The following is an 11,845-nucleotide window of genomic DNA, read 5'->3' on the forward strand; positions in this document are numbered from 1 at the left end:
CGGGCCCCTCGTCGTGCTCGCCGGTCCGGCGCGGGTCAGCCCGCCCGGTCCGACTGCCAGCGGCGGAGCGCGCTCGCGACCGAGACGTTGTCCGACGCGATCCCACGCAGCGATGCCACCGCGCTCTCCAGGTCGTCCGCGTGCGCTTCGGCGATGACCGGCGGCGGGTGCCCGGCGCGGCGCCCCTCGTCCGCGCGCCGCTCGACCCACAGGCGCACGTGGTGGTCGGAGCCGCTCACCTCCGCGTCGATGGCGACGAAGCCGCCGCCGGGCAGGGTGCGGGTGTAGACGAGCGGGCGCGACGACATCGGGACGGCGGGATCGGATGCTGGCCTGGGCGCGCGTCGGGGCGGGCGCCGATACGATCTCTACCGCCGACGATCGTGTTGCAGCGGGGCAACAGGCGCCGCGGCGCCCTTCGCGGCCCTTCACCGCCTCATGACGTCGCGGAGGTGGGGCGCCACACGCCCGACGGGGCGGCGGCCCGCCAGGCCGCGAGCCACACGCGGCGCAGCTCGGTGACCTGCGTCGATGGCGACGAGACGCTGGCGCGATCCAGGCGCATGCGCGAGCGCAGCTGCTCCCACGCGAGCGGCGTCGAGATGGGCGCGCCCGGCTTCGCGCGGGCGCAGAAGGCCGCCGCCAGCGTCTTGCCGCGGGCGTTCTGCAGGTGGTCCACGTAGACCGTGCGGGGCGGGCGCTCCGCCTTCGAGCGCTCGACGGTCGCGATGTCCGGATGCGCTGCGGTGACCGCGGTCGCGACCTCCTCCGCCAGCGCGGCGGCGGCCTCGTAGGTCGCTCCGGGCTCGAGCGGGACGAGCAGGTGGAGTCCGCGCGACCCGGACGTCTTCAGGACAGCATCGCGCCCGCGTCGTACCAGCTCGGTCCGCAGCGCGCGGGCGAGCGTCGCCAGGGCCGTGGGTGGGGCGTCCGCGGCCGGGTCGAGGTCGAGCACCGCGTAGTCCGGCGTGTCGGGATCGTCCACCCGCGAGTGCCAGGCGTCCACGCCGACGGCGCCCAGCTGCACCGCGTGGAGCAGCGAGCCCAGGGAGCCGATCAGGCGGCGCGCGGGCGGGCCGTCCGCCGTCGGGAGCATCGCCACGTCCACCGCGTCCGGGGTGTCGTCGCCGGGGTCGTGCTGGTGGAAGGACGGGCCGCCGACCCCGGCGGGGTGGCGCGTCAGGACGAGGGCGCGCCCCGCGAGCACGGGCACCACGGCGCGGGCGGCGCTCACGTACCAGCGCATCAGCGCGCCCTTGGTGATCGCCTCGTCGGCCCAGACCACGCGGTCGAGGTTGGAGACCGGGAGCGACCGCCCGGCCGGAAAGCGCAGCACGCCGTCCCCGCCCGCACGCTCGATCCGGCGGAGCTGCGCGAGGAGGGACGGCGTGCGGGCGGGCGCGTGGGGTGAGGCGCGGGACCGCGGCGCGGCGCCCGTCGCGCCCTTCGCGGTGGTGGCCCGGGACCGGCCCGGGCCACGCGCGGGCCGGTCAGGCAGCGGTCAGGCGGCCTTGGTGACGTTCGAGGCCTGCGGGCCCTTCTGGCCCTGGACGATCTCGAACTCCACCTGATCCCCCTCCTGCAGACTCTTGAAGCCCTGCGACTGGATGGCGCTGAAGTGGACGAACACGTCGGGGCCACCCTCGCGCGCGATGAACCCGAAGCCCTTCGCGTCGTTGAACCACTTCACGGTGCCGGTGAGACGAGCCATGGAACACGTTCCTCTGTTGCCCAGACACGGGCCTGACGGTGGAGCAGGACCCGCCGCGAGGTCCGCCACTCGCGCCCGCCCGGGGGTGCCGGGGAAGGGGGCGCGGGGCTCCATCGGGCGGGGTGGGGAGACCGATAGTGCGGACGTGGGCAACATCCGTGCAAGCTCAGCCGCAGGCGAGAGTTCGGCGCCGCGTGACGCACCGCACGCTGGCGCCCGCCGGCACCGGTCGACGTCCGGCTCCCGAAAAAAACCCGGCGACGACGGGACCCTCACGTCGTGCCGGGGTATGAACAGATGGAGCACGGGAGGGGCGGGCGACCGCACGCGCCGTGCGGGATCTTGGCCAACCGACCCCCTGAAACGCCACGCGGCCCCGGAGCCGAAAGCTCCCGGGGCCGCACAGGCGGCAAGGAAAGTCGCCGCGTCCCTGCGTCTCGCTTCGCTCGTCAGGCCGCGCCGGCGATGTACCGGGCAAAACGGCCGCAGGTGGTGCAGCGGAGCGTGACGTGGGCACGCGGTGGTGGAGGAGCCAGGCCAGGATCCCGCTCGATCGCGCCGGAGCACGACGGACAACTCAATGGAGAGTTCGTCCGGTCGCTCGTGATGAGGTGGAGCGCCTGGGCCGGGTTGTACGTGTTCGGGCGTGGCTTCCTCATGTCCCCTCCTGATGGGTACTGCGCCTCCGCCCGATCCGAGCGGGCGGAGATGGGCACCTGAACGCTAACCCGCTAAGAGTGCGAATCACAGTGGCGCTCGCCGAAAATTTGTCGCGCTTCGGTTCGATCCTGCGCGCCTCCGCGGCCGTCTCCGGCGTCGCACTCCTCGCGGCGTGCGGTCCCGTCGCTCGCATCCCGCTCCGGCCGGTGCCCGTTCCGGGCACCGCCGACGGGCGCGTGATGATCCCGAGCGCCGGGCCGATCAACAGCTTTACGGACGCCGCCCCCGTTCCGCTGACGGGCGACGTCGTGCCCGATCACGCCGACTCGGCCCAGGCCGCGCTGGCGCGGGCGCTGGCCCCCGTGCTCTACCTCCATCGCGACGAGCCCTTCCCGCTCTCGCGCGTGGTCGCGGTCGTCCATCCGGAGCGGCGCGTCATCGCCTACCACCTGCTCTGGCAGGACGACGCGGTGGGCGCCTGGATCCCGCACACCAAGGCGACGGACGAGGAGATCGTCTGGGTGGGCTACGACCGCTCGGGCGCGCCGACCGACCTCTGGACCTACTGGCACGGGAAGCTCCTCCACGCCCCGTGGGCCAACCGCCAGGTCGAGGTGGACGTCCAGTGGGGCAAGCACGGCTCCCTGCCGCGCGGCACCCGCGAGGAGGACCTCCCGCGCGGCCAGTCGCTCAAATCGTTCTACCGCATGACCTACGCGCTGCCCGACTTCTGGCTCGGCAACCTGTCCCGCAAGGGACCCTGGTGCTTCTGCCAGAGCTACGGGAGCTACCGCCAGTTCACCAAGCCGCAGCTGGTCGCGAACCAGCTCGACGCGGTGATCCTCGCGAACGATCCGCGCCCCGCGCTGCGGCGCGTCTTCGGCACGCCGTACTCCGACAAGCCGTGGTGGCCCTGGCTCATGTCGCCCGATCCCGTCCCGGTGCGCGGCGCCGTCGCGTCGGCCGCGAACCACTAAGGGGGAGTCGCGCCGGACCTGGACGACAACAGCAGCAAGGATGAACGTCTGAGAAAATCTGATAACGACGGATGGCTCCGGTGGGGTGCGAGGAACCTCGCGCCACGCGGAGCCATCCGTCGTTATCAGACCTTATTCGATCTTCATCCTTGCAAATGCCGTTCGCAGTTCGGGTCCGGCGCGCCTTTCGGAAGTCAGTTGCTCGCCGCCGGCCCGCGCAGCCAGGCCGCGCGTAACCGCCGCTGGCGATCCGTGACGGTTGGCAGGTCGGCCAGCCGCACGCGCAGCGTCTCGTAGGTGCCCGGGACCACGGTCGCGCGCACGGGCGTGCCGGCGCGGAGCACCTCCACCTCGATCCGGTCGGTCGGCTGCACGCCGGCGAGGGCGGCGCGCCAATCATCTGGCGTCGCGATCGGGCGGCCGCGCACCGACACCACCTCGTCGCCGCCGCGCAGCCCCGCGCGGTACCACGAGGTGTGCGGGCCCGGCACCGAGAGCCGCGGGCGGTTCCCCGCCGCGCCGCCGGCCGAGCCGATGCCGGCGAAGGTGCCGACGCTCGCGCGCAGGTCCGCGCGCGGCCGGCCGGCCGAGTCGACCGCCGTCACGCGCGTCGTGTCGAGGCGCCAGCCGGCGAGCCCCAGCCAGCGGGCCCAGTCGATGGGCTGCGCGGCGCGCACGTGCGCCGCGAACACCGGCGACAGGTCGCAGCCGCAGATCGCGTTCGCGGTGCGCTCCACGTCCGGCGCGGTGAAGCCCGTGGGCCCGGCGTAGCGGTCGTACAGCGCGCGCATCACGTCGTCCATGCCGCGGCGCCCCTGCGTCTCGTCGCGCAGGCGCAGCTCCAGGAGCTCGCCGAGCAGGGCGCCCTGCAGGTAGTACGAGATGCTGTAGCCCGCGTTGGCGGCCGGCGGATCCCATGCCGTGCGGCTGGACTGCTCCGGCGCCACGCGCGTGGATCCCGGGTTGTTGAGCCACGACTCGATCGAGGACGCGAGCCCTCGCACCGCCGCGGCCGAATCCTGGAGCCCGGTGCGGCGCAGGATCTCCTCGGCGAAGTAGTCGGTGACGCCCTCGCTCCACCAGAGGTTCGGCGTGCGCACGACGCGCAGGTAGTCGAACGGGCCGAGCTCGCGCGGGCGCAGCCGCTTCACGTTCCAGGTGTGGAAGAACTCGTGCGCGGTGACGCTGGCCGCCGACGCGGGATCGCGCGCCAGCGCCGACGCGCGTGCGCCGATGGTCGTCGAGTTGAGGTGCTCGAGCCCTCCGCCCGCGCCGTCGACGAAGAGGAAGCTGTACTCGCGGTACGGCAGCTCGCCCATGATGTCGCGCGCCGCGCGCACCACGCTGTCGGCGACGAGCACGAAGCGCGCGGAGTCGAACGCCGCGGCGCCCGGCTGGGCCCAGTAGGCGACGCGGTGCGGGACGTCGTCGACGCGGAAGCGCCACACGTGCAGCGCGTCGGGCGGGCCCGCGAGCGACGGCGCGTCGATCAGCACGTCGTAGCTGGACGCGAAGAACGTCTTCGGGTCCGCGGTGGGCGCGAGGCCGGTGACGACCTGCCACGACGCGGGCACGTCGAAGCGGACGTGCGCGGGCAGTCGCTCGTAGCCGGGGAGGAAGGCGAACGTCAGCGGGCCGTCGAACAGGCCGCCGCGCGCCGTGAGGAAGTTACGGTTGTTGGGGGACGCCGCGGCGGTCGGCGACGGGAAGGTCACGCGGTAGCGCGCGACGAGCGTGCCGCCCGCCGGCTCGGGCGCGAGCAGCCAGGTGCCGTCGGTGCCGATGGAGGTCGCGACCGGCTTCCCGTCGCGCGTCACGACGAGGTCGCGCGCGTAGCCGCCGAACTCGGCGAGCCGGTACGCGCCGGGCGCCCAGCGCGGGAACGCGAGGCGCGTGACGGGCGGCGCCTGGCGCACGGTCATGGTGACCTCGTAGCGCACGAGGTCCGTGGTGTCGACGCGCACCGCGTACGTCACGACGGGATCGCGGCGCGCGCGGCGCACCTCGAAGGCGTCGGAGTAGGTGGCGTTCGGGGCCTGCGCCGCTGCGGTGCTGGCGGCGAGCAGCAAGGTGGAGGCGAGGTATCGCATGCCCGGAAGCTATCGGCGTGCTGCGTGCCGCGTGCTGCGTGAGGGGCGTCCCGAGCGGCCGGACACGCAGCACGCAGCACGATGCACGCAGCTCCCGAGGTTCAGAACCGCGCGACCGCGTACGAATCCCACCGCCACCGCGCGCCCGGCGTCAGCGCGCGCGCCGCGTCGAAGCGGAACAGGCCGTTGTAGAACGCGACGCCCGCGCCGGCGCTGCGCAGCATCGTCGCGTGGCGGAAGCCGTCGTGCAGCGCGTCGCGCGGGCCCGCCCAGCCGGCGTCCGTGAAGACCGCGGGCTGCACGTACGGCGGGCGCTCCCAGCGCAGCTCCGCGCGGCCGAGCCAGAACGCGTCGCCGCGGCGCGTGCCGGCCGTGTGGCCGCGCACCGTCTGCCAGCCGCCGAGCGCCCACCAGCGCTGCGGGGGGAGCGTGCCGGCGCTGGTGCCGCCGGCCGCCGTCGTGGCGATGCGGAATGCGCCCGGCAGCGTGCGCTCCACGCCCACGTCGAGCGCGGCGCGCAGGTACGCGAGCGAGCCCGCGGCCGCCTCGGCGCGCGCATCGCCCGTCAGGCGCCAGGGCGCCGCGTCGTCGCCGCGGTGGGCACGCCAGCGCACCGCGGCACCCGCGAGCGACGCGGCGCGCGCCGGGATCGTGTCGACGACGTTCGAGTCGAACGCCGCGCGGTCGTTGCCGAATGCGCGCTGCACCGTGAAGCGGGCGTGCGCCGGCGCATCCGTCTGTCGCTCCGCGAAGGCCCGCCACGTCACGCCGTGGCCCGCGACGGCACCACCGCGCGCGGCGCGCACGCCCGTCAGCTCCGCGCCCGCGGCGCGGTAGTAGAACTGCTCGTCGAGGCCCGACATCACGTTCTGCAGGCTGGCGCCGAAGCGGAATGCCGCGCCGTAGTTGTCGGCCTGCTCCAGGCGGCGATAGGCGCCCGCGCGCCAGCGCCGGGCCACGTCGCCGCGCTCCATCCACGCCTCCGCACCGAATTGCCGGTCGGCCTCGGAGAAGCGCGCGCTCGCCTCCCAGCGGTAGCCGAGGCCGAGCGTCTGCCGCAGCGCGCCACCGACGGAGAGCCCCTCGACGCGGTTGTAGCGCGTGTAGCCGAACGGCCCGTGCAGCGTGACGGGCTGCGGCGCCCACGCCGGCTGGCGGTCCGCGTCGAGCAGCCGCGCCAGCTCCTCGCGCGCCGGCACCCGCCACCCCGCCTCGTCCTCGGCCAGGATGGGCGTGGTGAAGATCGACGCCGTCGCGAGCGCGGCCTCGTCGCACGGCACGACGACGCGTGCGGGCAGGCGGCGCCCGTAGCGCGTGCGGGTGCGCGTGGACTGCGTGCCGTCGCGGCACTGCGCGCCCACGTCCTCGCGGCGGGCGCGCGCGAGCGTGCGCAGGGAGCTGTCGCGCCACGCGCGATGCGCGCGCCAGAGGCGCAGCGAGTCGCGCCCCGTCCGCACGCCCGCGAGCGCGCCGCGCAGCGCGCCCGTGCGCAGCGAGTCGAGCGCCACCAGCGAGTCGCGCCACGCGGCCAGCGCGGCGGCGCGCGGCGGGAGCGGTGGAAGCGCCGCGACCTCTGCGCTCGCGTCGACGCTCACCTGCGCGTACTCGAAGCGCTGCTCGATGCGCAGCCCGATGCGCGACGCGCCCGCCTCCAGCACGCCCTCGGCGTACTGTGCGCGTGGGAGCCAGATGCGCCCCTCGTGCAGCGCGTGCTCGATGGTGACCGCGCGCAGCTCGCCGCGCGCGGGGCCCAGGAGCCAGGGGATCCAGCGCGGCGGCCGCTCGGTGCGGTCCTCCGACGCGCGCGCCTGCTCCCACAGGTCGATCGGCGCGGTGGTGCGGTAGGCCGCGCGCACGAGCTGCGCGGTGCGCTCGTCGAACCAGAAGGAGCCGACGCTGAGCCGCCAGCCCGCGCGCCGCGGCGTCACGCGCAGCTCGCGCAGGCGCACCGCGCCGCCGTCCGGCAGGCGGATGCTCACGGAGTCGCCGACCGCGTACGCGTAGTACGTCTCCGCGCCGTCGGCGAGCGGGTGCACCAGCTCGTTCTCGCGCGTCTCGGTGCGCACGAAGCGGCCGCCGCCGATCCAGAGCGCGTCGCGGCCCGGGTAGTACGGCACCGGCGCGTCCACCGCGGCCGCGTCGTTCGTGCGCAGGCCGGGCACGCCCACGTACCGCCGCCGTCCGAGGATCTCGAGATCGACGCCGGCGGCGCGCGTCCAGCGCACGCGCGCCGCATTCTCCTGCCGGAAGATCGTGCGCTCCGGCCCCAGGTCGCCGAGCACGCCGAGGGTGGCGGTGACGCGCTCGCGGGCGAGAGCCTCGTAGGCGCGGAGGGCGGAGTCCTGCGCCAGGCGCGCGACGCGCGCGCGGGCGAGCAGCGCGGGCGCCGTGACGGGCGGCGGTGCCGTGTCGGCGCGCGGCTGCGCGACCGACACGAGCGCGACGGCGACGACGACCGCGAGCGGCATGGCGCTAGGCGAGCGCGGTCACGCGTCGCCGCCGCGCACGCGGTCGTCCACGCCGGCGCGCGCGGCCGCGTCGCGCACGATGGGATCCGCGGTCACGAGCACGCGCGGCGCGCCGCCCACGGTGAACGCGAGCTGCAGCGTCCACAGCGTGCGGCGCCACGCCGCGCCTTCCAGCTCGACGTCGCCGCGCACCACCTCGCTCACGACCTCGCGCCAGAGCGCGATCCCCGGCGCGCACGCCGTGGCGATGTGCGCGGCGGCGCGCTCCGCGCCGACGGCGCCGAGCTGCTCCGCGCGCGCCGCGCGGCCCGCGAGCACCGCGCGCACCAGCCCCTCGGCGCCGCCGGCCACGCGGTCCTGCCGCTCGCCGACCGTCGTCGCGTCGTCCCACTCGTTCGCGGCCGCGTCGTACGCGGCGACGATCGCGTCCTGCATCTCGTCGCCGAACTCGCCCTCGGCGAACGCGGCGCGCTCGCGCACGTGGTCGAGTGGGCCGGAGAGCCGCTGCGCGCGCGCGGGCGTCGGGTCGGCGCCCAGCTCCGCGGCCACCGACAGCAGGTAGCCGTTCCACGCGGCGAGCGTCGTCGGCAGCTTCCCGCCGGTGATCTGCACGAGCAGCGTCTCGGGATCGTCGATGGACACCGGCAGCGGCGCGGCGACGGGCCGCTCGTCGTCCTCATCGCGCACCGGCTGCGGCGCGGGCGTCTCCGGCGCGCAGTGCGCGGCGCACGCGGCCAGCGCGAGGCGCGCGACGATCGCGCGCCGCTCGGCGGCGGGCACCACGTCCTCCGTCTTCGCCGCCGTCCTCGCGGTGGACTTCGTCGCGGTCGTGCGGCGCTTACGCGGCGCGTCGTCGTCGGGCGGCACGAACGCCTCCGCCAGCAGCGGCCAGAGCGCGAACGGGCTCGCCGCCGGCGTCAGGCCGGCCGCGCGCTCGCGGGCGGCAGCCGCGCGTGCGGCCTCGCGCACCGCGGCCACGTCGCCGTCGGCCGCGCGGGCCAGGGCGCGGTAGGCGCTCGCGTCCCACGCCACCGTCGGCGTGTCGGAGTCGAGCGGCGCGGGCGTGGCGACGGAGCGGGACGGAGCGGACACGGCGAGGCGACGGTCGGATGTGAGCGCGAATGCATGCGGCGACGGAGCCCGATGGCCCCGTCGCCGCGAAAGCTAACCGTCCCCGACGCCCGTCAGTCGTCGGCGCCGTCGACGTGCACGTTGAGCACGGTGGTCGCGGGCGTGCCGCCCTTCGGCGTCACGATCAGCTCGACGCGGTACTCGCCGGGCGGCACCGAGGGCCAGCTGACCGTGAGCGCGCGGCCCGGCAGGCCGTCCGGACGTCCCGTGTCCTGGAAGCGCACCGACACCGGCCGCACGGCGCTGCCCACGCGCATCGCGCTGCGCACGCGCTCCAGCCGCGTCGTGTTGAGGCGCGTCGCGTTCAGCGACACCTCGGCCGGCGCGCCGGGCGACGCGGGGCGGTAGCTCTCCCAGTAGATGCCGATCGTGCTGCCCGCGCGGATGCGGTTCGCGCCCAGCGCGTCCGGCAGCACCGACTCGAGCGTGGGCGCGTTGCCGGCGCCCTTCTTCAGCAGCAGCACGTCGGAGAGCGCCGCGTCCGCGGCCAGCGGCTCGATGGCGTAGCGCGCGCGCGCGGCGCGGCCCTGCTTCTCGCCGAGCACCTCGAGGCTCACGAGCACGGGCTTCGGCGCGACGGTGGCGCGCACCGCGCCGCGCCGCGGCTGGTCCGCCGCGCGCGCGACCACGCGCGGCCCGCCGCTGTCGGCGACGCCGAGCCCCACGCGCACCGTGCCCGAGCCCCAGTCGCGGTCCGTCTCGACGTCCCACGCGCCCACGACGACGGCCGAGTCGCCGCGGCGGAAGCGCGCGAGCTGGTGACGCAGCGGCACGAAGCCGCGCGGCGCGTAGCGCGGCGCGTAGCGCATGCGCGGCAGCGCCTCGTCCAGCTTCCACGCGTCGGCCGGCGCGGTGGCCGGCGACGACAGCGCGGCGGCGCGCGGCGTGAAGTCGAAGCTCGGCGTCGGCTCGTGGCCGATGACCGACGGCGCGCGCGTGTCGAGCGCGCCGGCCGTCTGCACCGACCACGCGACGGGCCAGCCGTAGCGCAGCTCGCTCTCCGCCATGTCGTCGCCGTACGTCATGTCGTACGGGATGCCGCCCATCGCGTGCGCGCGCGTGATGACGCGGCGCGCGGCCAGCTCGTTGCGCGCGTCGTTGCCGTCGAGCATCCAGAGCGGCTGCGCGAGCCACCAGAAGCGGCGCTCCCAGCCCGCGCGCGCGTCCGTCGGGCTCCCCTCGCAGCCGAGCGCCCTGTAGGCGTCGCGCTCCTTGCTGGTGAGCCAGAGCGAGAGGTCGCGCCACGCGCAGCGCTCGTTGGCGGGCATGAGCGCGAGCGCGCTGTCGAACGCCGCGGTGGCGTCGGCATGGCGGTTGGCGATGTGCGCCGCGGTGCCGCGCAGCGCCGCGCACCACCACGGCGTGCCCGCGCACGCGGCGGCGGCGCGGATCGCGTCCTCGGGACGCTTGGCCTCGTCGAGGTAGCGCACGCGCTGCGTCGCGGCCCAGTCGTCGCGCGGATCGGCGGCGGCGGCGCGGGCGAGCAGCGCCAGCAGCTCCTCGCGCTCGGTGACGACGTTGGAGCGCTCGTCGAGCGGCGGGACGTCGCCGTTGTTGTTCCAGTAGCACAGGCGCCCGATGCGCTCCTCGCAGCGCGCCTCGGCCCCGCCGTTGTAGAAGCGCAGCCCCTCGCGGCGCGAGCGCTCGAACGCCTTCTGCGCGGCGCGCGCCTCGGTCACCAGCGGGTGGTCGACGTGGCCCGCGGTGGCGGGGGCCGGGGCGGAGGCCACCGGCGTGGCGGCGGCCGGTGCGGCGGGCGACGCGGGCGTGGCGCCCTGCGCGGCGCCCGCCACGGGGGCGAGCGCCACGGCGAGCGGGATCGCGGCGGCGAGGAGCCGGCGACGGAGAGGCATCGGACGGGGCGGGACCGGGGGCGGGACGGCGCCGGCGGCGTGTCCCTCTGTCCCCATGTTAGCGCCGTTCGCGCCAACGTGTTCCGCCCGCCGGCCAGTGGCCCCTGGGGAGCGGGTGGGCCGTCCCGGCCTCAGGCCTCGCGCATCGTCAGCACGAACCCCACGCCGCGCGAGGTGCGGATCTCGGGGCGGGTGACGCCGCGCAGCTTCTGGCGCAGCCGCGCCACGTGCGCGTCGACGACGTTGGAGCCCGGGTCGAACTTCATGTTCCACACGTGCTCCAGCAGCTCGGTGCGCGACACGACCTCCTCGGCGCGCAGCATGAGGTGCTCGAGCATCGCGAACTCCTTGGGCGTGAGCGACACGTCCTTGCCGTTGCCCAGGACCGTGCGGGCGAGGCGGTTCATCGCCAGGTCGCCGATGACCAGCTGCTGGTCGGCGCGGTTGGCGCCCCCGCGGCGCACGGCGGCGCGCAGGCGGGCCTTGAGCACCTCGGGGTTCACCGGCTTGAGCAGGTAGTCGTCGGCGCCGGCGTCCAGCCCCTTCACGATGTCCTGGTCGTCGTCGCGGCCGGTCATGATGAGGACCGGCACGTCGCGGCCCTCGCGGCGCAGCGTGCGCACGACCTCGAGCCCGCTGCGATCGGGGAGCTCGAGGTCCAGCAGCACGGCGTCGTAGGCGGAGGCGAGCGCGGCGTCGCGCCCCTCGTCCGCGCTGCGGGTGACGTCGACCGCGTATCCGGCCTCGCCGAGCGTGCGCTCGACGAGCCGTGCCAGCATCCGGTCGTCCTCGATGATCAGGACGCGCATCGTACTCTCGGAAAGGGGACGACCACGCGCGATGCGCGTGTCGTGCGGTTCATTCGGCTCGTGCGGTCCCGTTCGGCATCGCGACCGACCGTGCGGCCACTGCCATCCTACGCGCGCATGCCGACGAGGCAAGAGACGCCGCACTT

General features: G+C 75.7%; 9 protein-coding genes. 1 reads left to right on the forward strand and 8 read right to left on the reverse strand.

Annotation, left to right across the window (positions count from 1 at the left end; translation table 11 throughout):
• Positions 1 to 35: 35 nt before the first annotated feature.
• From rosag_RS08560 to rosag_RS08570, 3 genes are all read right to left on the reverse strand, one after another.
• Positions 36 to 308, reverse strand: coding sequence for a hypothetical protein (locus rosag_RS08560; RefSeq protein WP_284349662.1), 273 nt, complete (start codon positions 306 to 308; stop codon positions 36 to 38).
• Positions 309 to 436: 128 nt separating this feature from the next.
• On the reverse strand, positions 437 to 1,336 hold the full coding sequence (gene ligD / locus rosag_RS08565) for a non-homologous end-joining DNA ligase LigD (RefSeq protein ID WP_284349663.1): 900 nt from the start codon (positions 1,334 to 1,336) through the stop codon (positions 437 to 439).
• Between the two features lie 165 nt (positions 1,337 to 1,501).
• Positions 1,502 to 1,711 (reverse strand): cold shock domain-containing protein, encoded by a 210-nt coding sequence (locus rosag_RS08570; RefSeq protein WP_284349664.1) that lies wholly within the window; start codon positions 1,709 to 1,711, stop codon positions 1,502 to 1,504.
• An 866-nt stretch (positions 1,712 to 2,577) separates the two neighbouring features.
• Here rosag_RS08570 and rosag_RS08575 point away from each other — a divergent pair.
• The gene (locus rosag_RS08575) at positions 2,578 to 3,348 is read left to right on the forward strand and encodes a hypothetical protein (protein ID WP_284349665.1); all 771 of its coding nucleotides are present in this window, start codon (positions 2,578 to 2,580) and stop codon (positions 3,346 to 3,348) included.
• A gap of 194 nt (positions 3,349 to 3,542) precedes the next feature.
• Here the strand turns inward: rosag_RS08575 and rosag_RS08580 are convergent, their stop codons facing one another.
• The 5 genes from rosag_RS08580 to rosag_RS08600 all read right to left on the reverse strand — a co-directional run bounded on the left by rosag_RS08580 (position 3,543) and on the right by rosag_RS08600 (position 11,699).
• Positions 3,543 to 5,438 carry a M61 family metallopeptidase gene (locus tag rosag_RS08580; RefSeq protein ID WP_284349666.1) on the reverse strand — a complete coding sequence of 632 codons (1,896 nt, stop codon included), beginning with the start codon at positions 5,436 to 5,438 and terminating at the stop codon, positions 3,543 to 3,545.
• A gap of 101 nt (positions 5,439 to 5,539) precedes the next feature.
• The gene (locus rosag_RS08585) at positions 5,540 to 7,906 is read right to left on the reverse strand and encodes a ShlB/FhaC/HecB family hemolysin secretion/activation protein (protein WP_284349667.1); all 2,367 of its coding nucleotides are present in this window, start codon (positions 7,904 to 7,906) and stop codon (positions 5,540 to 5,542) included.
• 18 nt (positions 7,907 to 7,924) lie between these two features.
• On the reverse strand, positions 7,925 to 8,998 hold the full coding sequence (locus tag rosag_RS08590) for a hypothetical protein (protein WP_284349668.1): 1,074 nt from the start codon (positions 8,996 to 8,998) through the stop codon (positions 7,925 to 7,927).
• Positions 8,999 to 9,090: 92 nt separating this feature from the next.
• Entirely contained in the window at positions 9,091 to 10,890 is a 1,800-nt protein-coding gene (locus rosag_RS08595) for a hypothetical protein (RefSeq protein ID WP_284349669.1), read from the reverse strand.
• A 131-nt stretch (positions 10,891 to 11,021) separates the two neighbouring features.
• Positions 11,022 to 11,699, reverse strand: coding sequence for a response regulator transcription factor (locus rosag_RS08600; protein ID WP_284349670.1), 678 nt, complete (start codon positions 11,697 to 11,699; stop codon positions 11,022 to 11,024).
• Positions 11,700 to 11,845: the final 146 nt, after the last annotated feature.

The sequence above is a fragment of the Roseisolibacter agri genome (genome assembly GCF_030159095.1).
GTDB classification, from domain to species: Bacteria; Gemmatimonadota; Gemmatimonadetes; order Gemmatimonadales; family Gemmatimonadaceae; genus Roseisolibacter; species Roseisolibacter agri.